The sequence below is a fragment of the Dactylosporangium sp. NPDC048998 genome (genome assembly GCF_043197855.1).
Taxonomy (GTDB): Bacteria; Actinomycetota; Actinomycetes; order Mycobacteriales; family Micromonosporaceae; genus Dactylosporangium.
Window position 1 is genome coordinate 98,688 of sequence record NZ_JBICTV010000011.1, and the last position, 23,539, is coordinate 122,226.

General features: G+C 68.0%; 23 protein-coding genes. 11 read left to right on the forward strand and 12 right to left on the reverse strand.

All coding sequences use genetic code 11. From position 1 onward, the window contains the following. Nucleotides 1-111: 111 nt before the first annotated feature. The 3 genes from ACGFI8_RS25160 to ACGFI8_RS25170 form a co-directional block, all read right to left on the reverse strand. A complete protein-coding gene (locus tag ACGFI8_RS25160; RefSeq protein WP_392808456.1) occupies nt 112-963 on the reverse strand; it encodes a carbohydrate ABC transporter permease in 852 nt (283 codons plus the stop codon). Further along, nucleotides 960-1,793, reverse strand: a complete 834-nt coding sequence (locus ACGFI8_RS25165; RefSeq protein ID WP_392808458.1) for a carbohydrate ABC transporter permease — start codon at nt 1,791-1,793, stop codon at nt 960-962. Before ACGFI8_RS25165 ends, ACGFI8_RS25160 begins: the two co-directional genes overlap by 4 nt. A gap of 139 nt (nt 1,794-1,932) precedes the next feature. Continuing rightward, entirely contained in the window at nt 1,933-3,270 is a 1,338-nt protein-coding gene (locus ACGFI8_RS25170; RefSeq protein WP_392808460.1) for an ABC transporter substrate-binding protein, read from the reverse strand. A 223-nt stretch (nt 3,271-3,493) separates the two neighbouring features. Here ACGFI8_RS25170 and ACGFI8_RS25175 point away from each other — a divergent pair, with 223 nt between their 5' ends. From ACGFI8_RS25175 to ACGFI8_RS25225, 11 genes are all read left to right on the forward strand, one after another. Continuing rightward, a complete protein-coding gene (locus tag ACGFI8_RS25175; RefSeq protein ID WP_392808462.1) occupies nt 3,494-4,342 on the forward strand; it encodes a creatininase family protein in 849 nt (282 codons plus the stop codon). 1 nt (nt 4,343) lies between these two features. Further along, nucleotides 4,344-4,895 carry a CGNR zinc finger domain-containing protein gene (locus ACGFI8_RS25180; protein ID WP_392808464.1) on the forward strand — a complete coding sequence of 184 codons (552 nt, stop codon included), beginning with the start codon at nt 4,344-4,346 and terminating at the stop codon, nt 4,893-4,895. Between the two features lie 8 nt (nt 4,896-4,903). Next, the gene (locus ACGFI8_RS25185) at nt 4,904-5,662 is read left to right on the forward strand and encodes a hypothetical protein (RefSeq protein WP_392808465.1); all 759 of its coding nucleotides are present in this window, start codon (nt 4,904-4,906) and stop codon (nt 5,660-5,662) included. Between the two features lie 16 nt (nt 5,663-5,678). Further along, nucleotides 5,679-6,875, forward strand: coding sequence for a hypothetical protein (locus ACGFI8_RS25190; protein WP_392808466.1), 1,197 nt, complete (start codon nt 5,679-5,681; stop codon nt 6,873-6,875). After that, nucleotides 6,872-8,059, forward strand: coding sequence for a hypothetical protein (locus tag ACGFI8_RS25195; RefSeq protein WP_392808468.1), 1,188 nt, complete (start codon nt 6,872-6,874; stop codon nt 8,057-8,059). Before ACGFI8_RS25190 ends, ACGFI8_RS25195 begins: the two co-directional genes overlap by 4 nt. Next, on the forward strand, nt 8,049-9,473 hold the full coding sequence (locus ACGFI8_RS25200) for an MFS transporter (protein ID WP_392808470.1): 1,425 nt from the start codon (nt 8,049-8,051) through the stop codon (nt 9,471-9,473). The genes ACGFI8_RS25195 and ACGFI8_RS25200 overlap by 11 nt, the downstream gene beginning before the upstream one ends. A gap of 245 nt (nt 9,474-9,718) precedes the next feature. Continuing rightward, nucleotides 9,719-10,897, forward strand: a complete 1,179-nt coding sequence (locus ACGFI8_RS25205; RefSeq protein WP_392808472.1) for a cupin domain-containing protein — start codon at nt 9,719-9,721, stop codon at nt 10,895-10,897. A 4-nt stretch (nt 10,898-10,901) separates the two neighbouring features. Then, nucleotides 10,902-11,537, forward strand: a complete 636-nt coding sequence (locus tag ACGFI8_RS25210) for an NAD(P)H-dependent oxidoreductase (protein ID WP_392808475.1) — start codon at nt 10,902-10,904, stop codon at nt 11,535-11,537. Nucleotides 11,538-11,616: 79 nt separating this feature from the next. After that, entirely contained in the window at nt 11,617-12,069 is a 453-nt protein-coding gene (locus ACGFI8_RS25215; RefSeq protein ID WP_392808477.1) for a hypothetical protein, read from the forward strand. A 50-nt stretch (nt 12,070-12,119) separates the two neighbouring features. Continuing rightward, entirely contained in the window at nt 12,120-12,902 is a 783-nt protein-coding gene (locus ACGFI8_RS25220) for a helix-turn-helix domain-containing protein (RefSeq protein ID WP_392808478.1), read from the forward strand. Between the two features lie 4 nt (nt 12,903-12,906). Beyond that, the gene (locus ACGFI8_RS25225; RefSeq protein WP_392808480.1) at nt 12,907-14,244 is read left to right on the forward strand and encodes a hypothetical protein; all 1,338 of its coding nucleotides are present in this window, start codon (nt 12,907-12,909) and stop codon (nt 14,242-14,244) included. A 163-nt stretch (nt 14,245-14,407) separates the two neighbouring features. On the opposite strand, the gene ACGFI8_RS25230 is transcribed toward ACGFI8_RS25225, so the two are convergent. The 9 genes from ACGFI8_RS25230 to ACGFI8_RS25270 all read right to left on the reverse strand — a co-directional run bounded on the left by ACGFI8_RS25230 (nt 14,408) and on the right by ACGFI8_RS25270 (nt 23,528). Beyond that, the gene (locus ACGFI8_RS25230) at nt 14,408-15,319 is read right to left on the reverse strand and encodes a ribokinase (protein ID WP_392808482.1); all 912 of its coding nucleotides are present in this window, start codon (nt 15,317-15,319) and stop codon (nt 14,408-14,410) included. Next, a complete protein-coding gene (locus ACGFI8_RS25235) occupies nt 15,316-16,086 on the reverse strand; it encodes a GntR family transcriptional regulator (protein ID WP_392808484.1) in 771 nt (256 codons plus the stop codon). Before ACGFI8_RS25235 ends, ACGFI8_RS25230 begins: the two co-directional genes overlap by 4 nt. A 94-nt stretch (nt 16,087-16,180) precedes the next feature. Further along, the gene (locus ACGFI8_RS25240) at nt 16,181-17,401 is read right to left on the reverse strand and encodes a multidrug effflux MFS transporter (RefSeq protein ID WP_392808486.1); all 1,221 of its coding nucleotides are present in this window, start codon (nt 17,399-17,401) and stop codon (nt 16,181-16,183) included. A gap of 10 nt (nt 17,402-17,411) precedes the next feature. Further along, nucleotides 17,412-18,380, reverse strand: coding sequence for an SIS domain-containing protein (locus ACGFI8_RS25245; protein ID WP_392808487.1), 969 nt, complete (start codon nt 18,378-18,380; stop codon nt 17,412-17,414). Beyond that, nucleotides 18,377-19,276: a PfkB family carbohydrate kinase gene (locus ACGFI8_RS25250; RefSeq protein ID WP_392808488.1), complete on the reverse strand. Its 900-nt coding sequence runs from the start codon at nt 19,274-19,276 to the stop codon at nt 18,377-18,379. The genes ACGFI8_RS25245 and ACGFI8_RS25250 overlap by 4 nt, the downstream gene beginning before the upstream one ends. Beyond that, nucleotides 19,276-19,704, reverse strand: a complete 429-nt coding sequence (locus ACGFI8_RS25255) for a secondary thiamine-phosphate synthase enzyme YjbQ (RefSeq protein WP_392808490.1) — start codon at nt 19,702-19,704, stop codon at nt 19,276-19,278. Before ACGFI8_RS25255 ends, ACGFI8_RS25250 begins: the two co-directional genes overlap by 1 nt. Before the next feature lie 25 nt (nt 19,705-19,729). Beyond that, nucleotides 19,730-21,802 carry an ADP-ribosylglycohydrolase family protein gene (locus tag ACGFI8_RS25260; RefSeq protein WP_392808492.1) on the reverse strand — a complete coding sequence of 691 codons (2,073 nt, stop codon included), beginning with the start codon at nt 21,800-21,802 and terminating at the stop codon, nt 19,730-19,732. After that, nucleotides 21,799-22,623 carry a carbohydrate ABC transporter permease gene (locus tag ACGFI8_RS25265; protein ID WP_392808493.1) on the reverse strand — a complete coding sequence of 275 codons (825 nt, stop codon included), beginning with the start codon at nt 22,621-22,623 and terminating at the stop codon, nt 21,799-21,801. The genes ACGFI8_RS25260 and ACGFI8_RS25265 overlap by 4 nt, the downstream gene beginning before the upstream one ends. Then, nucleotides 22,620-23,528, reverse strand: a complete 909-nt coding sequence (locus ACGFI8_RS25270) for a carbohydrate ABC transporter permease (RefSeq protein WP_392808495.1) — start codon at nt 23,526-23,528, stop codon at nt 22,620-22,622. The genes ACGFI8_RS25265 and ACGFI8_RS25270 overlap by 4 nt, the downstream gene beginning before the upstream one ends. Between the last annotated feature and the right edge of the window lie 11 nt (nt 23,529-23,539).

Below are 23,539 nucleotides of genomic sequence, written 5' to 3' on the forward strand. Positions count from 1 at the left end.
GGTGGCCCTTCCGCACCGGTGTACAGCCAGACCTTCCCGTCGAGTTCTGGGATGTCCTCGGGGGGGCTCAGCGGCGCTCTGGGAGTCAATTCCTGTCGCTTTCTGAACGTGTCATCGGAATCCGCCGAGCGAGATCCCCTTGTTGATGGACCGGTGGAACACGATGTACACCACAATGATCGGAACGGTGGCCATCGCAAGGCCCGCGAACATCGGGCCGAGGTTGCTGACGAAACGCCCCTGGAAGGAGAGCAGCCCGAGGGGGATCGTCTGGGCGTCCGATGAGTGCAGGAGTACCAGACCGATCTGTGTCTCACCCCAGACCCAGATCAGATTGAGCAGCCCGACCGCGCCGAGCGGACCGGTGGACAAGGGCAACACCATGCGCAGGAAGGTCCCGATGTGCCCCAGCCCATCCATGGCGGCGGCTTCGCGGATGTCCTCCGGAAAGTCCAGGAAGAACGCGTGCAGCACCAGGACGGTGGTCGGCAGACACAGCAATCCGTAGAGGACACCCACCGCGCTTGGGCTGTTGAGTGTGCCGAGGATGTTGAAGGCCTGGAAGAAGGGGATCAACAAGGCGATGGTCGGAACCGTGGTCGCGATCAGCGGCACGAGCATGACCCGGCGCCGCCACTTCGGGGGCAACGTCGCGGTGAAGTACGCCGCCAGCGAGCCCAATGCGGTCGACACAGCCAACGCGACGACCGCGACGAGCACGGAGTTGCGGGCGTACAGGCCGAAGCCTGCGGTACCGGACGGGCCGGCCCACGCGTCGGGAAAGTTCTGGGGAACCCATTTCCCGGAGAATCCGAGGGGGTCGTTGTAGATGCTTGCCATCGACCGCAGCGACAACAGGACGATCTGAACGAACGGAACGACGATCAGCAGTGTCCAGACGAGCTTGAGTAGCCACGACGCGCCCGCGCCGGCGGCGTTTCGGAGCTTCAGCGAAGGCTTCATACGGCGCTCCGGTTGGCGAAGCGCAGGCCGACCAGCCCGATCGCGACCAGCACCACGCTGGTCATCACACCGAGCGCCGCCGCCTTGCCGAATTCGAAGTTCTGGAACGCGTCGATATAGAGGCGCACGGGCAGCGTGTTCGTCGCCTCCGCAGGGCCACCCTTGGTCATGGCCCAGACCGTCGTGAATGAGTTGAAGTTCCAGATGAGTTCGAGCACGGTCACCATCGCGAGAACAGGCCGAGTCAGCGGCAGCGTGATGTGGTACGCCTGGCGAGCGGCCCCTGCGCCGTCGAGCTGGGCAGCCTCGTAGATCTCCGGGGCGATCCGTTCGATCGCGCCCACGATGAGCAGGAACGGGAACGCGACGTTGGCCCAGATCGTGACCGCGATGACGACGTAGATCGCGTCATGCGGCGACGCCAACCAGGCGTGCGTGTTCCCGAGTCCGACGGCGCCGAGCAGGCCGTTCACTGCCCCGGAGACCGGCTGAAGCGCGAATGCCCAGAACACCGCGACCGCTGTGCCCGGCGCGATTGCCGGGAGGAACCAGATGATCCGCAGCACCGTGGCGAGGCGCCCCCGCCGCACGGACATCGCCGTGACGGTGGCGAGGATGACGATGCCGACCGCGGAGAGCAGCGTGTAGAGAACGGTGACGCGGATCGAGGAGTAGAACGTGGGATCGCTGAACAGCGCCTTGTAGTTGCTCAGGCCGACCGGTTCGGCCTCGCCGATGCCGAACCAGGTCGTGAACGACAGCCTGATCGTGCCGATGAACGGCACCAGGAACGCGATGATGATCCCGGCCAGCGCCGGAAGGCTGAGCATCAGCGCCAGGGGCCAAGGGACCTTGGCGGTCGTGCCGCGCCGGCGAAACGCACGAGGGGTCACAGTCCACAACAGCTTTCTGGGATGGACCGCCGGTGGCCATTCGTGGCGACCGGCGGTATCTGCGGTGCGCACAGGGTCAGGAACTCGACCTGAGCTCGTCCCGTATGCCGTTCAACGCCTTGCCGATCTCCGCAGAGGTCATCGTGCCGGTGAACAGCTTCTCGATGTACGGGTCGGTCGTTCCCAGCTTGGCGGGGACGATCGACGCCCACCCGTCGCGGGTCCCGTTCGCGGCGCCGTAGCTGAGCAGACTCATTTCGTTCGCCGGCTTTCCCTCGGTCAGCAACGAGGTGGGCAGGTCGATAGCGGGCGCGGCGCCGCCGCTCCACTTGATCGCCTTCGCCTGGTTCTCCTTGTTCATCAACAGCTTGAGGAACTCCTTGGCGATGGCCGGATTCTTCGCCTGCTTCGGGATGGCGACGGTGTTGCCCGCGTAGTTCACCGGGAGAGTCTTGGCACCTGGGTTGATCGGCGGAAGGAACAGGAAGTCCAGATCCAGGTCTGTGTTGCTCGTCTTCTTTGCGCCTGTCGGTGACAGGTCATGACCCATGAGCATCCCGGCCTTGCCCGAGGCGAACAGCGCGTTCGTGGTCGGTGAATCCATCCCGAGGGTTCCGTCCTGGAAGACCTTGTTGTCGTACATCTCCTTGAGCCGGTCGAGCACTGCGGTGAACGACTTGTCGGTGTAGTCGACCGTGATCGGGACCTTCGGGTCGAAGTTGTTGACGAAGTTGGTCAGCTGATCCGTCGTCGCGGAGGTCGGCAGCAGGCTGTCCAGCATCCACGTCAGGTGGTAGTTGGATGCACCGCCGGCCGCCAGCGGCTGGTACCCGCCGGCACGGAGAGCGTTGGTGATCGTCAACAGGTCCGCCATCGTCGCGATCTGGTGATCGGCCGGGGCCGAGATGTTGAGCTTGGAGAAGATCGCCTTGTTGTACCAGACGACGCCGTAGAGGGTACGGCTGTAGGAGACGACATACGGGTGGCCGTCACCGGCCTTGAGCGAGTTCGCCAGGTCCTTGCCGTACCCGTTCTCCAGGTCGTCGGCCGCCCACACATCGTCGAGCGGGAGCAGCTGTTTGGCCTTGAGCAACGTCCGGTACGGGGGCAGGTTGGTCGGTATGTCCGCCACGTCCGGAGCGGCGTCGGAGGCGACGACCTGCAGGTTGGTCGAGGTCTCCTGGTCTCCGGTCAGTTCGTCGTACCTGATCTGCAGACCAGGCAGTTGCTGCTGCAGTTGTGCGCCGACCTCCTTGAAGACGGGAAGGAAGTAGGCGCTCCCCTGCACGACAAGGGTCTTGCCGGCGCCGCTGAGCGGCTCCGATGAGTTCTTGGTGCCGCCGTTGTTACACGCGGCCAGCGCCAACGACGCCGCGAGCGCGGCGACGCCAGCAAGGTAGGAGCGTCTCTTCACAGGTCTGTCTCCTTAAGGCTTGCTTGACAACAACTGAGCTCCTCAGGTGCACCCGGATACGAACCTCGCCCCGCGTCATGACCGTAAGCACGGTTGCTGAGTACGCAGAACATAAGGCGCCAGGTCAGGAGCGTCAAGCACGAGCACTTGCGCTTTGGTCCTTACGAAAATCAGCACATGAGCAAACATGACTACGGGGCTTACGTGCGCTATGGTCTGCGGCATGCGCGCCCCCGTCCACGTCGTCGAGCGGGTCCCCCCGCAGACAATCGCGTTCGACGCACTTGCCCGTGACGAGCTGAACTCGGCAGCCGCCGCGACGACGCTCGTGCTTCCCCTCGGCTCCACCGAACAGCACGCCCACCACCTTCCGACGCGCACCGACGCCGCGTGCGTGAGCGCCATCGCGCACCGATCCGCCCGACTGGCCGCCGAGCATGTGCCCGTCCTGGTCGCGCCGACACTGCCGTTCGGCTGCGCGCACCACCACCTGCCCTTCGGCGCCACGTTGAGCCTCACCACCTCGACCTACGTCAACCTGCTGTGCGACCTGGTCGGCGGTGCTGTGCGCGAGGGGTTCCATAGCGTGGTGCTGCTCAATGGGCACGGCGGCAACGACTCCGCCATCCGCCTCGCCATAGACCGGATCGTCTATGAGGAACGGCTCGATGTGCACATCGCCGCGGCGTCGTACTGGGTTCTCGCGGACGACGTGTTGCGTGCGCACGGGTTCGTCTCCCCGGGTCACGCCGGACACTTCGAGACATCGCTGATGCTCGCGCTGGAGCCGGACCTCGTCCATCTCGACCGCCGCGCGACGGACCCCACCGAGTGGACACCGCTTGGCCGCCCGGACATCCCTGGGGCGTCCATCCGCCGACCGGGCCTCTGGGAGGCGAGCGATGGACGGACGGACGACGCGGCCAAGGCCACGGCCGAACTCGGTGCTGTCCTGATTGACGAAATCGTCGCCGTCGTCGCACAGTTCCTCGTGCAGTTCCACCGGTCCACACCGGCCGGTGGAAGCGACGTTGCTGGTGCGTTCGTCTCCAGCTCCCCGGCGGAGGACTGACATGGTGACCTCGCGGCACCACCTTGACCATGTGCTCGGCACCATCACCACGCTGGTCAACACCGGCCCGCACGTGAGCGGGACCGAGGAACTGCCAGACGCCGAAGCGCTGCGCAGATTCGTCACCGAGCGGATCATCACCGAGGTGGCGCCGCCGACGAACGCCGATGTCGAGCCTGTGCATCGCGTCCGAGCCCGACTGGCCGCGATCTTCGTCGCGCCGGACGACCAGGCCCGCAATCGACTGATCAACGACGCGCTCGCCAACGCGACTGTTACACCGCGCGTCGTCGAACACGACGACCTCGGCGTACACCTGCACTTTTTCCCGCCCTACGCATCTCTGGCCGAACATCTCAACGCCGACTGCTCAATGGCACTCGCCTTCCTGCTCGTGGCGGGTGAAGCGGGCCGGCTGCGCGTGTGCGCGGCACCGGACTGCAACCGGGTGCTGGTCGACTTCTCTCGCAACCGGTCGCGGGCGTACTGCGACAGCCGTACCTGTGGCAACCGGGTCAACGCCGCCGCCTTCCGCGCGCGCCAACGAAATTAGGAGCGCACATGACCAAACCCGTCACACATCGAAGTGGCGCCTTCCGGTACCTGCCCGGTGGCGCGACGTTCTCGAACGGTCTGGCCGTCGAGGCCGGTTTCCGGATCGTCGAGTGGGAGTTCGCCACGCCGCAGCCACTCGAGGTCGCCTTCGATCGGGTCGGGCGGGAGCTCGCCGCCCACGGACAAGGCTGGGACGCCCTGGCCGGTGTGGACCTGCGGTCGCCGGTGCCGTTCGATCCCGAGGGCTTCGCGTCCTTCAACGCGCACTACCTCGATCTGCTCGGCCGTTACTACCCCTTGAGCGAGGGCGAGCCCAGTCCGCTGACCCGAACGAACGTGGCTCCCGTCGGGTCGTTGCTGGACCAGCCGTCAGTGCGCGCGGTGCAGGTCGTGGAGCCGGACGCCGCCGCCGGCGGCGCTGACTTCGTGCTGTCCGGGGTGGCCGAGATCCGGGGTGCGCTTGGTCCGGAGAACACCGTCGCCTACCGCGACACGAGCATGGCCGGCTGGCGCGCGAAGGTCGATTTCGTGGCCGGTGAGATCGCCGCCCGCCTTCACGCACTGGGCCTGTCCACCGACGATGCGCGCATTGTCGATGTGTACATCGCGCAGCCTCTGGACTGGCTGGAGTCCGTGCTGACCGGCACGTTTGGCTCGATCGCCCAGCACGGACTGCACCGCTGGCCCGCCCGGCCACCGGTGGTCGACCTGGAGGTCGAGCTCGGCTGCAAACGCCTCTCCGCGCGCGCGGTTCTGACAGCATAAGGAGAACAGAACAGTCATGAGCAACAGGCCGCGCGTCGCCGTGCTGTGCACGGTCTACTTCAAGGGCTCCCATGCCGACGTCATCGTCGGGCGTCTGCTGGACGGGTACCGCTTCGGCGGCGCACACCAGGATGCGCGGATCGAGGTGGCGTCGGTCTACCTCGAGCAGCTCGGTTCGCATGACTTCGAGCCCATATCACGCATCGACATCGGCATGGAAACACTGCGTGCGCACGGGATTCCGATGTTCAAGTCCGTCGGCGAAGCGATTTCCCTCGGCGGGTCAGGCGTGAACGTCGACGGTGTGCTGATCATCGGCGAGCACGGCGACTACGGATGGGGCGAGTTCGAACAGAAGCTCTACCCTCGGCGGCGGATGTTCGACGCCAGCGTGGCGGCCATGGTCGCGGGCGGCCGGACCGTGCCGATCTTCGTCGACAAACACTTGGCGTGGAGCTTCACCGATGCCGCGAGCATGGTTGCCGACGCCGAACGGCTGGGCATCCCGCTCCTCGCGGGCTCGTCCCTGCCGCTCGCCTGGCGCACCCCCACCGGTGCGAACTGGCCCTACGGCGCGCCCATCTCCGAGGCTGTCGTCGCGGGAATTGCGGCGACCGAGCCCGGTTGCCGGCCGACCGAGATGAATGGCTTCCACGATCTGGAGTTCGCCCAGGCACTGCTGGAACGCCGAAGCGGCGGCGAAACGGGTGTCGCAACCGTCACGGCGGTGACGGGCGCGGCCGTGGAACCGGAGATCGTGTTACAGCTCGGCGGCTCGGACCTGTTCGCCGCCGCGGTCGGCGCCCTGGGCATTGACACCGACGATCCGATCGGCTTCGCCCGCAGCTGCGCGAACGACCTGTTCCTCATCGAGTATCTCGACGGCACCTCGCTGATGGTGGTGAACTTCGATCTGCACGCCTACCGGGCCGCGATTGCCGTCCGTGGCCACGACAAGACGGTCGTGACGTCGCCCTGGCTCGACGAGCCCGATCACGGGCACTTCACCTTCCTGGTCCGTCAGATCGAATCCCTTGTGCTCACCGGTATCAGCCCCTACCCGGTGACTCGGACGCTGCTGACCACCGGAATGATAGAAGCCGCGCTGAAGTCCCGCCGCGAGAAGCGGCTGGTCCCGACACCGCACCTGTCGCTGAGCTACACCGCACCGCAGGCGATCCCGGATACCGGCATCGACGAAGACAGACCATGAGTGTCCCCACCGCATCCTCCTACAGCGAACTCGGCCTGCGGCCCGTGGTGAACGGGCTCGGCCCGGTGACGAGGCTTGGTGGACTGCCACTGTCCGACACGGTCATCGAGGCGATGCGTTGGGCGGTGGCCACGAACGTCCGGATGGACGAGCTCCAAGAGGCGGTGGGGATCGAGCTCGCGCGCCTGCTCAACGTCCCGGCAGCATACGTCACGAGCGGGGCATTTGCCGGACTGACTCTGGCTGCGGCGGTCTGCGCCGTCGGAGGCGACTCTCGTGGCGTGGACGAGCTGCCGATTACCGGCGCGCGCTCCCGCGTGATCGTGCAGATGGCCCACCGCGATCCCTATGACCATGCGATCACAGCGGTGGGTCTGCGCCTTACTGAGATCGGTTACCCCTACTCGACGCGCACGCACGAGCTCGCTCGCGAGCTTGACGACACGGTCGCGGCGGTACTCCACCGCCTCGGCGGAGACGGGGACATGCTGCCGTTGCGGACAGTCGCCGAGCTGAGCCATGCCGCGGGTGTCCCGGTGATCGTTGACGCGGCCGACTACATCCCGCCGATCTCCCGGCTGCAGCAGCTGTTGGACGACGGGGCGGACCTGGTCGCGATCTCGGGAGGCAAGTCGTTTCGCGGCCCGCAGGCGTCCGGGGTGCTGTGCGGGCGAGCGGACCTCATCCGTGACGTGGCGCTGCACCACCTTGACATGGACCTGCGAGAGGCGACATGGCAGGCCTCCGACATCACCGGGCTGTGGCCGACCGGGGGGCGCGAGGGCATCGGCCGTGGGATGAAGGTCGGCCGGGAACAGATCATCGGCCTGCTCGTCGCGGTCTGCGAGCATGTCGCGGAACCGGATCGGTGGGCCGGCCACTATGCGGCCGAGCTCGCCGCGTGCGAACGGGCGTTGACGGCGTGCGACACCTTGCGGGTGACTCGCGGGCACAACACGTTCATGGATGTCACCACTCTTGCAATCGATTTCTCCGCGACGGCGATCAACGCGGATGAGGTGGCGCGGCAACTGGACCGGGGAACGCCGCGCATCCAACTCAGCGAGCAGGACGCGTGGCGCAACGTCCTGATCGTCAACCCGTTGGGACTCGCGGCCGGTGACGGCTCTCAGATCGGCGAACGGATCGTGAGTGTCGTCCAGGCGGCATCAGATGGGACCTGACAGCGAATCACGCCTGTCACTGTTGCGAGGCCCGTACCGACTCGTCAGTTGGAGCGTCTGCGCACTCGTCTCGCTCAACGCTTTCGAAGGGATGGGTGTAGCGGCCGCACTCCCCACCGCGGTTGGCGAGCTGGGTGGCCTCGCCAACTATGGATGGGTGTTTACGGGGTATCTCGCCGCAAGTGTCATCGGTATGGCGAGCGCCGCGTACTCCTGCGACAAACATGGAGTACGCGTAACCATTCTCACCGCGGTGGCGCTGTTCGTCTTTGGCCTTCTGCTCGCCGGAACCGCGACGGCGATGCTCCCGTTGATCGCTGGACGAGTCATCCAGGGACTCTCCGGCGGCGGCCTGATGACAACCGTCTACGTTATGGTCGGCGCCCTGTTCCCGGAGGCGTTGCGGCCACGGCTGTTCGCGGTGATCTCGTTCTGCTGGGTGATACCGGGCATCGTCGGCCCGACCATGTCCGGCGCACTCACCGAGCACGTCGGCTGGCGATGGGTCTTCCTCGGCCTCGTACCTGTCGCGGTAGCGGCAGCGGCACTGTTACTACCTGCATTGCGGGCTGTCCGCCCCGCCACACCCCGGACCGGCAACGCCAACCCGTCCCGCATCCGCAGCGCCGTTGCCGTCGCAATCGGCATCGGATGTGTCGAGCGCGGCGCACAACATCCTGATGCGGCTACTCTTCTGGCCGCGACAATGGGGGTCGCGGCCCTCGCCTGGGGACTTCGGGGGCTTCTGCCACGGGGCACGGCGATTGCCCGGCCGGGGATTGGTGCGCCGGTCGCGTTGCGCGGCCTGACGGCTGGGGCATTCTTCGGTGTCGAGTCGATCTTGCCGCTGATGATGGCGACGCAGCATGGCCTGAGCCCCTTGCAGGCCTCGATTCCGCTCGCCTGCGCGGGACTACCCTGCGCGATCAGTTCGTGGTGGCTGGGCCGCGTGACCGGGCCCGATGCCCTCCGACGTCGCATCCGACTGGCGCGCTGCGGGCTCATGATGGTCTGTTGCTCGAATGCGTCCCTCATCTGGCTCAGCCAGCCGACGGCGACGAGCTGGCTGATGAACCCGATGTGGGTGCTGGCCGGTTTCGGCCTCGGCCTCGCGATACCGACCGCGAACGTGCTGGTGCTCGAACGGACCACCGAGCATGACCGAGCCGCCGACGCGTCCGCGCTGCAAGTTGCCGACACCACCATGAGCAGCCTCACCACCGGCGCATCCGGAGTCCTAGTCGGATTGGCGACTCGTGGTTTGCTGGGATACTCGGCCGCCTTCGCTGTAATTGGCCTGTCCATGGCGGCCCTTGCCCTGCTGGCCGCCGTCGTCGTGGGCCGCCTCAGACTCCACAGTGGATTGCTGCCGGGAGAGCCCCTCATGGAGGGCATTCCAAATAGTGGAGGATGACGTGGAAGAGACGCGCGCGAGGGTTGCCGTCGTAACCGGCGGGGCAAGCGGCCTGGGTCAGGCTTGCGCCTCCTGCCTCACTCAGACGGCATGAAATAACGGTTGTCGGCGTGGCTGGCCGGGCGCTGCGAACCTCGGTTCCGGGCCATCGCGGCATCGGACTTGGGTCACGCCGGCCGGGCGCCGCCGTTGCGTGCCTACGTTGGTGCTTCAGGCAACCGCGGAACGCTCAGGAGGCACCCGTCATGACGCAGGTCAAGAGCCCGCCTCACCCGATCCGGGAGTCCGACGGCAAGGGATGGCTGGACCTCGGCCCCCGGGACATCCGGCGCGACCAGGAGAACCCGGACATCTTTATCCCGCCGGCCACCGACAGCGGCACGTTTCCCAACTTGCGGTACTCCTTCTCCGACGCGCACCAGCGCCTGGAGAAGGGAGGGTGGGCCCGCGAGGTGACCAACCGCGAGATTCCGGCGTCGCTCGACCTGGCCGGCGTGAACATGGCGCTGGAGCCGGGGGCCTACCGCGAGCTGCACTGGCACAAGGAGGCCGAGTGGGGGCTGGTGCTCGTCGGCAGCTGCCGCTTGACGGCGATCGACGAGCACGGCCGCTCGTTCATCGACGAGGTCAAGGCCGGCGACATCTGGAACTTCGAGGCGGGGCTGCCGCACTCCATCCAGGGCCTGGAAGACGGCGTCGAGTTCCTGCTGGTGTTCAGCGATCCCGACTTCTCCGAGAACTTCACGTTCCTGCTGTCGGACTGGTTCGCGCACACGCCCCAGGACGTCGTGGCGGCCAACCTGAAGAAGTCGGTGGCCGAGATCGGCGCCTTCCCGAAGCGGGAGAAGTACATCTTCCAGGCCGACCTGCCGGGCCCCATCGCCGAGGTCGACCGGCCGGTGCCGGCCGGCAAGGTCCCCTCGCCGTTCACCCTCCATATGGAGGACGTCGAGCCGATCGAGTCCGAGGCCGGGAGAGTGCGGATCGTCGACGTCAACCGGTTCCCGGCGGCGAAGACCATCTCGGCGGCCATCGTCGAGGTCGAGCCGGGCGGCATGCGCGAGCTGCACTGGCACCCGAAGGCCGCGGAGTGGCAGTACTACATCCAGGGCAAGGCCCGGATGACCGTCTTCAACTCCAACGGCCTGTCGCGGACGTTCGACTTCACGGCCGGCGACGTGGGCATCGTGCCGCTGGTCGCCGGGCACTACGTGCAGAACATCGGCGACGAGAAGCTGATCTTCATCGAGGTGTTCAAGCACCCGGAGTACTCCGACATCTCCGCCAACAAGTGGCTGGCCTCGAACCCGGCCAAGATCGTCGCCGATCACCTCAACGTGACCACCCAGTTCGTCGAGTCGCTGCCGCTGGAGGAGACACCGGCGCCGGTCGTCTGGTACGACCAGTCCAAGGCGCGGCGGTGAGGTCGTGGCGCGCATCCTGGTCGTCTACTCCAGCCTGTTCGGGGCCAACGCACAGCTCGCTTCCCTGACCGAGGCCGCTCTCCGCGCCGCCGCCGCGGACGTCCGGGTCCGGCGCGTCCGGGAGGTCGCGCTGGCCGGCGAGGAGCAGACCGCGGCCGAGGGCGCGCAGATCGCCACCGGCGCCGATCTGACCTGGGCCGAGGGGTTCGTGTTCTGCTCGCCTTCGCACACCGGCCTGCTGTCCGCCTCGATCAAGGCCTTCATCGACCAGCACCATGACAGCGCCGTCGCCGGCGCCCACCTGAACAAGACGTTCACGGCTATGGCGACGTCCGGCTTCGCACACGCCGGCCAGGAGCGCGTTGTCGACGAGCTCAACGCCGTCGGCGCGGCCTGGGGCTGCGTGATCGTCGCCCCCGGCACCACTGACGAGGGCCTCAACGTCCACAACGGCAACCCGTACGGCCTGAGCTTCGTGCTCGAGCACGGCCGGCTGCCGGGCTCCGGGGAGACCACCGGGGTGCTGACGACGCACCTGCACCGCCTGGTCGCGGTCACCGACGCGCTGGCCCCGTTGCGGGCCGCGGACGCCGAAGGCGGGGCCCGCAAGGTGCCGACCATCGCCGGAGTCCTCACCTGAGCGTGGCTCCGGGGCGAGATCCGGGGGCAGGCCCCGCCGTCCCGAGCGGACGGGCGGCGGGGATCGGTAGGTTCCAAGCGTGACCGAGCCGATTGCTGGGACGACCACGACGCTCGACGTCGGGGTGACGGCGTGGTCGGCGCCGAACCCCTTCGGTGAGCCCACGGCCTTCGTCATGGTCCACCCGAGCGCCGCCCCGGACGACGGGACTTTCGCGGACGCTGTCGAGCACCTCGGGTTGCGGCGGCTGGACGCCGGCCGGGACATCCTGCCGATCGGCACCGACACCCTCTACGCGTCGCTCAAGGCGATGCGGGTCGAGCTCTGCACCCCCGACCGGGTGTGGCTCAGCCATCAGGTCACCGACGACTGGACCACCAACGCGATCGGCCGACGCTACATCGTGCTCGTGATCGGCACCGCACCCCTGCCGGGTGGCGCCGACGCCGACGCCATCTCGGCCTACCTGGCCGACCACACGAGCGTGCACGCCGCCCTGGTCAAGATCCGAGTGCGCTTCGACCAGGGGTGACCCTCACGGTCGGGCGGCATGCACCCGTCCGAGGCGGGTAATCCGGGCTGGTGTGTGCTTCCGATCGCCTCGGCGCGGGCCTCCACGCCGAATGCTCCATTGTGGCCGGCGGGTTCGGCGCGATCGCGGGGCTGCTGCTGGGCAGGCCCTCGCGCGAACCGCGGCTGCTGCTCGTCCATCGCCTCGACGAGCGCGACCCCGGCGACCCGGCCGCCGGGCAGCCGCGCTCCCTGCTGGTGACACATCCGCGGGCGGTCCCACCGGAGTCGCGGGGCGGCCGCACGCTGGCCCTCGCCGCGCCGCTGACGCGGGTGACGAACGCTGCGCTGGCGCCGGCGACGCACCTGAACCAGACCCCCCTCGTGCGCGCGTCGCGCTCGATGATGGCCGGTCTGCTGAGCGACCTGGACCACGGCGGCCGCCGGTTCGGGCTCGGCGTCGACGACGTGCTCCTGAGCCTGCTGCGCGGGATCGTGCTCGAACACCCGGACGCGAGCCGTACGGCGCCGCCGGAGGCGACGATGGCGGCACGGCTGCGGGCGTTCATCGAGGCCCGCCACACGGACTCCCGGCTGGACGTGGCGCAGGTCGCCCGCGAGCTGGGGATCTCCCGGCGGCAGCTGCACCGGCACGCCCCCGCCGGCGGCGTCGCGGCGATGCTGGCCGAGCGCAGGCTGGCCACGGCCCGCGACCTCCTGGCCGCGCATGGTGCGCTGACCGTGGCCGAGGTCGCCGAGCGGTCGGGGTTCGGCACCGCCTCCCGCTTGCGGGCGCAGCTCGCGCGGCGGTCCGGCGGTACCCCGAAGGCCCTCCGCCGAGCGGCATCGGGCTGACGGGATGGGGACGACTGCGGTCCTCGCACCGCCGTTCCGGCTCGACGACGCGGCCCGGGATCGGCTGCACGGTCTGGGCATCTCGGTCCGTGGCGACGGTGCTGCCCCGGATATCTGGGGCGAGCCGGCCGCGGGCGCGCTGCCCGACCTGGCCGGCGCCATCCGGTTCGGCGCCGCGCACGACGCGCTGGCCGTCGTCGTCGGCGGCGGACGGGATGCGCGCGCCTGGCAGACCGGCGGTGCCGGCCGCTTGGCGGCGGCGACGGAGGCGTCCGCGGAGTCGGCGGACTCGCGGCTGCTCGCGGTCGTGGTCATCCCGGCCACTGTGACGCCCCGGTCCGGACCGGTGGCCGTGCTCTCCCCGGGCGGACCGGTCTCGGCACACGAGCTGTACGTCGGCGCGGCGCTGGCAGCGGCGAGCGGCCGCCGGGTCGAGCACGTCAACGGACGCGGCGCCGCGGCCTCGGCCGCGCAGCCCGGCGTCCCGGCCCGCGCTGGCCTGCGCGCCGCCGTGGTGCAGTGGCGGGAGCGCGCCGAGCCCCGCCCGGAGCGGTCCCTGCACAAGCTCTCCGCCCGGCCCGCGGTCATCGTCATGGCGGTCCCGCCCGGATCGGCCGAGGCGCCCGCGGTCATCGCCGCCCACCCCGACGCCGACGTCGTGCTCGTGTTCGATGCCGTGCACGCCCATCACGGCGCCGAGGTGGCGCGTCAGGTCGCCTCGCTCATCGAGCTCGCGGCCGGGGTCGGGCAAAGCGCTCCGGCCGCCGCCCGGCCCGCCCCGCCGGCGCTGGCACCATCGGACGCTTCGCCGGCCGTGCGGGCCTCGGACGTCATCCACCTCCGGCTTACCGATACGGCGCTGGAGCTCACCAACCGCACGCGCGAGCGGGTGCGGTTGCGGGTCACGCTGGGGTCCACGGCCGCGCCCGGGGAGCCGCGCGCCGCATTCGAGACGCAGCTGCGGCCGCAGGAGTGCCACGCCGAGCCGATCACCGCCGCACCCGCCATGGCCGAGCTGACGCCCCCGACGGCGGTACTGCGGCACTGGAGCCACGGATCGGCCGAGGTCTACGAGGGCGGCGAGCGGAGGATCCTCCGGGTCGAGGCCTCCGTGCTCGGCCCCGGCGACCGCGTGCGCGCCACCCGCACCTACGAGGCAACCAACGGGCTCGACTTCTCGGTGACGGCGCGCGATCTCGAAGCCCTGCTGGGCCGCAGGGCCGAGCTGTTCGCGGAGGTCCGCCCTCGGGCCGTGCCCGCCCCGCCCCGGGACGTGCTGGCCGCGCTCGAGTCCGCGCTGCGGGTCGGCGCGACCGCTCTGGCCGTCCTGGACCGGCCGTGAGCGCGCCGATACGGGCGTGGCCGTGGACGACAACGATGGTGTGCTTGCCGACTGACACTCCACAGTGGAGCGTCTCGCGGTGCAGACACGCCACCTGGAGACAACGTTCGACCTGCTCGGGCCGCAGCGGCCGGCCCGCCGGTAGGTGGTGGCCGCGTAGTGGTCAGGAGCGGCGGCGTGCGGTCGTGAGCCAGGCGTCCAGTTCGGCTGCGGTCGGATAGGACGGCTGAGCGCCGACTCGTTCGGCTGCGTAAGCGCCGACGGCTGCACCGAGTCCGACAGCGTCGCTGAGACTGCGGCCCTCAGCCAAAGCGGTCGCGACCGCCCCCGTGAATGCGTCGCCGCAGCCGGTGGTGTCGACGGCGTCGACGGCGAAGGTCGGCACCACCTTGCTGCGGGTGCCTTCGTAGATCGTCGAGCCGTTGACGCCAGCCGTTACGACGACGGCCGAAATTCCATGCTGAAGGACGAGTCCGTTCATGTCGGAGCCGAGCAAGGCGGCCAGCTGCTCGGACTCGTGAACGTTGACGATGAGAATATCGGTCCAGGGCAGCAACTCGACGACCTCGGGCGCAAACGGCGAGGGGTTCAGCACGGTGATGACGTCATGCCGCTTCGCTTCGAGAAGCCCATGGCGGACCGTGTCGAGCGGCACCTCGAGGGCGAAGCAGGCGACGTCCTTGCCGTAGAACCTTTCAGCCTTGACGTGGTCGGGACGCAGCGCCCCGTTTGCGCCGGCGATGATGACGATCCGGTTCTCACCGGACTGGTCGCGCTCGATGAAGGCACGTCCCGTGGGCTCGTCGGGGATGGTGACGCAGCCGCTGACGTCGACGCCGGCGTGAGCCGCATCGTCGAGGAGTTGGGTGCCGGTGGTGTCGGCGCCGACTCCGACGATCAGGGTTGCCGCACCCCCGAGCTTGGCCGATACGTGCGCCTGGTTGGCGCTCTTGCCCCCGCCGGACTCGGCGAGGTCGAAGCCGGCAACAGTCTCCCCCGGTTCAGGGAACCGGTCGATCCGCATCGTGACATCGAGGTTGATCGACCCCACAAACACGATGCCGCCCTGAGTCATGCCTGCACCATCGGCGACGCGGTCGTCATGTCGCTGGAGTAGTGGAACCGCACGCGAGCACCGAGCCAGACGGTGCGGGACGTCTGTACGAGATCCTCGCCAGACCGTCCGATCGACCAGTCGAGGAACACCTGCGCGTCGATCGAGGCGTCGAGAAGAAATGCTTCGAGTGACGTCACGGATCGGACCTCGAGGATGTGGTCGATGTTGGTCTCGAAGATGCCGTGCGGGTCGAGGCTTTTGGACACGGACCCGTCGATCAGGACGGTTCCTCGCAGCGCATCCGCCGCGGCGCCAGCGAGCCACGAATCGGTGATCCCGATCGGCTTCGAGTTGACCAGGTGCAGGCGTTTGAGGTGGAGGCGCGGCAGCGCTCGCTCCTCCCGCGTGAGCGTGCGCGTCAGCTCATACGGCTCCTGTTCCTCCGCAGCATCGGTGAGGTGGATGGACTGGGCGTCCTCGCCGGCCTCGCGGAAGCGGTCCCGCCACGGCGTGGTTAGGCCGAAGTCGTGCTGGACGTGCCGGGGGCGGTCTGCGACGAACGTCCCCGAGCCCTGTCGCCGTTCGACGTAGCCTTCGTCGGCGAGGGTGGCGAGCGCCTGTCGGATGGTGATGCGGCTGACGTCGTAAATGACCGCCATCTCCTTCTCGGTCGGCAGCTGGCTGCCGACTTCGAACTCCTGTCCCTGCTCGATGAGGGAGCGGAGATCACGCTCGACTTGAGCCCAGGCCGGCAGCACGAGCTTCTTGTCGACGGGCGTAGCCATCGCGCTCAGCGGATGCACCCCAGATGTCACGGTCACGCTGCTTCCCGATTTCGCATAGATTCCGTCATCTTGATCTTAGTACCACTTGACGCCGTCAGGAAGCAGCCCAAGCATGCCGAGTCGGCCGGACGACGGTCCAGAGGGTCAGCATGGAGACTGTCACCGCGGCGAGCATCAGGCATCCCATAGGGACGGGCGTCGTCGCGGAGAACTGGCTGACGATCGGGGCGATAAGTCCGCCACCTCCGAAGCTGCACGCACCGAGCACCGATGCGGCCGTGCCTGCACGCTCGCCGTGGTTCATCATCGCCATCGTCTGAAGGCAGGGGACGCACAGCCCCCCTGCCGCGACCATGAAGAACAACGGGATCAGCAGCCCGAGGAAGCCCCCATCGTGCAGCGCGATGATCGCGGCGGCGAAGACGATCTGCGCAGTGATCCCACCGAAGAGCACCCACTCGGGTCCGAGCCGCTTGATGAGGCGGGCGCCGATCTGGATGCTGGCAACCACCCCTACCGAGTTCACGCCGAACAGGAACCCGTACCCCTGTGCGGTGAGGCCATAGACGCCCTGGAAGAGGAACGGACTGGACGCGAGGTAGGTAACCACCGTGGTGAAATTCATCGCCGAAATGATGCAGGCACCGATGAAGGTGCGGTCGCGCGCTAGCGCCAGGTAGCGGTGGCGGGACTTGATGTGTCGCAGCTGGGCTCGACGTTCCAGGGTGTGGCTCTCCGGCACGACGATGATCGACGCGACGAGGAGCACCGCTCCGTACGCAGCGAGGAGCGCGAAGATGCCGCGCCAGTCAAACAGCAGCAGGAGCTGCGATCCGATGACAGGTGCGAAGATCGGGGCGATACCCGTGACGAGCGCGAGCCGCGACAGCATCCGCACGAGCGGATAGCCGCCGAGCAGGTCGCGAACCACCGCCATGGCGACGACCGCGCCGGCGGCCGCGCCCCCACCTTGCACGATTCGTCCCACAATCAGGAACGCGTAGTTGGGTGCGATCGCGACGGTGAGGCTCGCGACGATGTGCACGGCAGTCGCGACGACCAGTGGGATGCGCCTGCCGACTCGGTCCGTCCACGGACCGATGAGCAGCTGACCGACGGCGAACCCAATGGTGGTCGCGGTGAGCGTGACTTGAACCGCGCCCGTCCCGACCCCCAAGTCCTTGCTGAGAGCCGGGAACGACGGCAGGTACAGGTCGATCGTGAACGGACCGAGGGTGGTCAGTCCGCCGAGAACGACAATGTAGAAGATGCGGTGTCGGACGCTGAGGTGGTCACCCGGATAGCTGGCTGTCATCAGGTGACGGTCAGTGGGTCGCGACCGGCGCGCCGTCAAGCTTGATGTGGCTGGCGTCCATGTTGACGGCGCCGCCGCGGAACGGCGGGCGCCCCCAGCGGTGCGCGGCCGCGCCGGCCAGGAGGCTGCCGAACACGGCGCCGGAGAGCTCGCGCAGAAGCTGGTCGTGGCCGCTGACCGGGGTCGCGGCACCGATCTGGATCTGCTGCACCGTCTGCCCGGTGTGCTCGAGCGCCTGGTGCAGGCGGTCGAACCGCTGCCGACCGGCGCCGCCGATGAGCTGGAGGGCGAGGTGCGGCTGAGGTCCGATGAAGTAGTCGACGTGGCCCGACTCCTCGAGGGCGACGGTGCGGACGGAGATGCCGGCCGCCTCGATGAGCTTGAGCATGAAGAAGTCGCCAGTGCCGCGGAGATCCGGCAGCGTGAGTACGGACACCGAAGTCGGCGCGCTGAGCGGCAGCTGCTCGACGGCGTCGTCGACCGCCGCGTCGAGACCGCTCAGGGCCTGCGCGAGAGCGCTGTTGACACCTGAAGTGTCCTGCCCGCTGACGGCGGCAACGCCGAGGCTGAGCATCAGGTGACCGCCGACGGGGATTTCCTCGGCGATGCCGAGGTTGGGGACCAGCTGCAGCTCGTCGGATTCGTCCGCCAGGGGCGAGTCCGGGTTCGATGTGATCGCGATGGTGCGGACGCCGGCGTCGCGGGCGATACGCAGGGCGCGCACTGTGGCGCCCGAGGTGCCGGAGTGGGAAATGCCGATCACGGCGTGGGTGGCGGCGGGCAGAGTGCCCGTCCAGGTGATGTCGCCCGAGGACATCGCCCGATGGCCGTACGGGGCCGCGAGGATCGCCGACGAGAGGGAGTCGCCTGAGCCGACGAAGACGGAGCCGGACGGCAGCGGTGACGCCACCGACGGCTGGACGTCGGCGACAGCAATGAGGCTGCTGCGGATGGCGGCCAGCTGGGCAGTGATGCTCATGGGGCTACTTCCTGTGTGGCGTGGATGTGGTTGAACGGTTGGGTGATGGGCACGGCATTGAGCAGGCCGGTGCACCCCCATGCCGAGAGCGCGATGCGTGCCACGCTCGCGCCGAACATGGCGGCGGTGGGAGGGTCGGCGCCCGCGGCGAGCGCCGCCACGATCGAGGCGGCGCTGGCGTCGCCTGCTCCGGTGGTCTCTTCGACCCGGACCGCATCGTCGACGATGTGCCAGGCGCGGCCCCGGTCGACGACGTAGATCCCTTCGACGTCGAGCCGGGCGAACACCGGGCTGCTGAACTCCTCCGACAGGCGCGCAGCGGCCGCGCGTGGGTCGTCGCCGAGCGGACGAAGGTGCACGCGACTGGGCAGCAGCGCCGCTCCCCCGGGAAGAACCCGCCGAAGGTAGGCGGATCCCTCCCGCTTCATGGGGACCTGGTGCGGGTCGACGCCGACGACGGTGGCCGCGTCTGCGTCGGTCAGCTCGCCCAGGGGCGAGGAGCGCAGCAGGCCGTCGAGACCCTGGAGGAACTCCGGGGCCAGCTCCGGGTCCGATCCCTCCTCTTCGGCGGCACCGGATTCGAGCTCGGTGTCGCCGACCGGAGCTGTAGTGACGATGCGACGGCCCTCCGGCGAGTTGAGAATCCAGACCTTGAGCAGCTGGGCAATCGCCGAACAGTGGGTGGTGTCGATGCCGAGGTGGGCGAAGGTATTGCGGAATCGGTGGTCGTCGTCGGGCAGTGCCGCAGCGAGCACGGGGACGACGCCGTCAACGAGTCGGGCGCCCAACGCTGCGTACAGCGCCGGCCCGCCGAGTTCGTTGAACTTCGAACCGTGATCCACGGACACCAGATGGTCGACAGTGAGCCCAGCGACGACACCGATCCTCTTGGTCATCAGAACGTCTGCAGCGCGTACTGGACGGTGCGGTCGCGGGGGCCGTCCATCTCGAGGAGGTAGACACCTTGGCTGTGGCCGATGCCGAGCTCGCCGTCGATGACGGGCAGCGTCAGCGACTGGACACCGAAGACGCAGCGGACGTGGGCGGCGGCATCCTGCGGACCGTCGTGCAGGTGCACGAAGGGACGGTCGACCGGGATCTGCTGCTCGATGAAGAGACGGATATCATGCAGGGTCGTCCCGTCGACGCCAGAGTTGAAGATCAGGGTCGCGGTGGTATGGGGCAGGAACACATGCAGCACGCCGTCGCCGCTGCCGCGGGCGGCCTCGCGCAGCTGAGGCGTCACGTCGACGTAGTGGACCGGATTGGGGTATCCCTCCGCCGGCTGGGTGTTGACGGGAAGGCTGCTCCAGGTACCGGACATGGTGATAATTTCTCTTTCTCGTCGGTCAGCTTGCTGCTGACGTCGCGGGGTCGACAGCTCGGATCTCGACGCCGTCGGCGGACATGGTTCCGGTCTCGATGAGGAAGCCGGCGCCTCCGCCGGTGGTCCGCGTCGAGCGGGCGGTGAGGACGGTGCTGCCGTCGATGTCGACGCGCAGCTGCGCGCCAGCGGCGGTAAGCGTCACGTGGTAACGCCGGTCGAGGCGGTAGTCGAAGTCAGCACGGGCCAGGATCGTCCGGTCGTCGTCCTGCTGTTCGATCAGCTCGACGCCGCCGAGCCGGAAGATCGCCGCCGTAAAGGACCGGTGACCGCGTGCGCGGACGACGAGGCCGCCCGCGTCGTGCAGGGAGAAGATCAGCGTCGAGGTGATCGCGTAGTCGCGCCAGTCGCGAGTACCGGTGGTGACAACGCCGAGTTGATCGGGATGCGACACCGAGTATGTCGTGGCGAAGTCTGCCTCGAAGTTTTTCGCCGAGCTCACCCATGGAGCGAGTCCGAGAGGCTTGGTGTCCCAGATCGACGACAGCAGCAGTCCCGACTGACTGAACGCGCGGGGTGCGCCGCCCCAGTCGACAGAGGAGATGCGTGTGGTGGCCGGGTCACCGGTGAACTCGAGCCCGAACCGGAACGGGACCGCGTTGCCGACGGCCGGGATCTCCCACACGAGCTCCCCGTCGCCATCGAGGCGCATGGCAGCACCGTGCACCGTGTGGATGCCGCTCGAAATGTTGAAGACTGCGTATGGCGCAACGTCGACCGGCGCGTCGGACGTCAGGCGAACCCGCACCGTGTCTGTCGGGTACAGAGTGGGGCTCGCGACGGTCGAGAAGTTTGTGACCGCCTCCGCCGGGTCGAGGAACGTCGTCGTGGAGATCGATCTGGGCCCGGCGCCCACGGACACGGCGAGAGCACCGTCTTCGTTCGTCAGGATCACCGAGCGACCCTGCTGGTTCGCCCGGTACGGGCAGAGGGTCCAGCCGTGCGTCGAACCAGGGAGCTCGAAGTCGAATCGTGCCCGCCGCGGTGCCTGCTCCCGCCCGGCGAGCCGGTCGGCGGAGGCGACGATACGGTGGGCTTCCCGGGCGGCGTCGGTGACACTTTCACCTCCATCGGCGCTGACGACGATGGCGCGGTCGGAGATGGGGTCGCGGAGCCTCTGCGGGATCGCGGCGAGGCCGAGGCGGATGCCGTTGAGGCAGCCGACGGTGCCGGCGTTGCTGTCGGTGTCGAAGCCGACGGAGGAAGCGACCGCGACGGCTTTGGTGAAGTCGTCGCCGGCGACGAGGAGCGACGCGAGCGACATAGCGATGTTGGACAGCGCATGGCAGGGGCCGGGATAGACGGCGTAGCCGTAGTGCCGGTCGACCCAGTCGCGGACTTCACGCCAGTCGGCGTCGGTGCCGACCTGGGCACAGACATCGTCGATGAGAGCGGCGAGCCGCGGGTCGGTGACGTAGCGCCGTCCGATGTCGATGAGCTGCTCGAGTTCGCGGTGGTCGAACGCTGCGGCACGCATCGCGGCGAGGAAACCGGCGGATTCGAGGGCTACGCCGTCGTGGCTGACGCTCGCAGCGGCTCGAGTGAGGGCGACAGCGGCGTCGGGGTCCCCAGGGTGCATCATCGCGAACGCGTCGGAAAAGATCTGCGCGCCGATCTGCTCGGCGAGGGTGGATCCGTTGTGAGCGATCGAGCCGCTGTCGGGTGCGGTCATGCCGCGGCGGAGGTTGAGGTAGGCGGTGTGCTCGGTTGAGCGTCCGTACCCTCCCCACCAGAGGATGGTGCGGTCTTCGATGATGTAGTTGAGCCAGGTCCGGCCCACGTCGGACGCGTTGAGGGCGGCGGGTTCGGCGGCGTCTTCCACGACTCGCGCGAAGGCGAGGGTGCCGGAGATGTCGTCGTCGGCGACGACGATCGGCAGGTCGAGTTCGGGCGCGACGTATCGGTCGACGAGGCCGAAGCGCTCCTGGATGTCCTGATACGGCCAGCCCTCAACGGGTCGTCCGAGGTAGACGCCGATGAACTTACCGAGCACGCCCGCGTAGACACGCTCCGCGTAGCCCGTGCGCGCCGCGATCACCCCTTCACCGCGCCGCCGGCCATGCCGTCCACGACGTAGCGCTGGAGGGCGATGAAGGCGCCGAGGACCGGGACGATCAGGATGAGAGCGCCGGCCATCATGGTGCCCATGTCGGTGCTGAACGTGCCGTTCATCGTCAGGAACCCGAGCGTGACGGTCTGATCATCGGGGTTCTGGAGGAACGTCGACGAGAGCAGGAACTCGTTCCACGCGTTGAGGCCCACGATGACACCCACGGTGATGAGGCCGGGCCGGACCATCGGCAGCATGATCCGGCGGAACAGCACGAAGGTGCTGACACCGTCGACCATGGCAGCTTCCTCGACCGCAGTGGGGATGTTGAGGAAGAAGGTCCTCATCAGGAACGTCGCGAATGGCATGTTGATCGCGGCCAGGATGACGCCTACTACAAGAACGTTGTCGGTGAGGTTCAGTGATGCGACCGCGGCGTAGAGCGGAAAAATGAACAGCTGGATCGGCACCGTCATCGCCATGGTCAGATAGGTCGTGATCGCGGAGGTGGTGCGCACGCGACGTCCGGCGAGGACGTAGCCCGCGAGGGACGACGCGACGAGCACGACGAGGACTGCGGCCCCGGTGAGCAGGACGCTGTTCAAGAACCCGTTGGCGAAGTTGCCGTAGTTCCATGCCGTGACGAAGCTGTCGAACGAGAACGAAGTCGGCGGCTTGAACGGGTTGTCGAGGATCTCGGGATTGGTCTTGAAGCTGTTGACGAGGACCAGCAGCAGCGGGATGAGGGCGATGGCGGCGAAGAACGCGAGTACGAGGTAGCCGCCGATCGCGGACAGTCCGCGCCTCACAGGGCCACGTCCCGTCGGCTGAGCCGGGTGTAAACGACCGACGCGATGAGGCCGAAGAAGCTCATGATGAGTCCGACGGCAGCGGCCTTGCCAAATGCGAACGCCGAGAACGCCAGCGCGTAGGCGTAGGTGCCCATGACCTCACTGGAGTGAGCGGGGCCGCCCTGGGTGATCAGGTACACGTAGTCGAACGCCAGGAAGGAGAAGATCACCGTCATGACGCCCATGAGCAGGAGCGTCGGTCGAATGCTCGGCAGGTACACGTACCGGAAGACCTTCCAGCCGTTGGCCCCGTCGACGACGGCGGCCTCGACCTGGTCGATGGGTGTCTGTCTCATCGCTCCGAAGTAGACGACGGTAAGGAACCCGAAGTAGTGCCACATGTCGACCGCGGCGGCGCCATAGAGCGATGTGGAGAGGATCGCGGTCGGGGGCTGGAGGCCGAAGAAGCCGAAGATGCCGCCGTTTGGGTTGTAGATGATCGTCTGCCAGACGAGTGCGTTCACGACGGGCGCGAGGACGTACGGCATGAGGAAGATGACCTGGAAGAAGGTCCGCATCTTGCGGCGACGGAGCAGCAGCGTCGCGGTGAGGATGCCGATGATGGCCGGCAGGGTGAGGAACAGCACGACCCACTTGATGTTGTTCAGCAGCGCGGTCCCGAACACCTTGTCGGAGAGGATCTCCTTGAAGTTGTCGATGCCGATGAAGTTGTAGGTGCCGCCGACACCGCTCCAGTCGGTGAACGAGAGAATCAGCGTGAAGATGCCGGGAACTACGACTATCCCGATCGAGAGGATGAGCGCGGGGGCGACGAGCCCGTAGCTGATGAGCTCGCGTCGACGAGCGAGGCGTCCACGGCGAGGTCTGCCGACTGCGCCTACCGGCGGGACAATCGTGGTCATGGCGGGGGTCC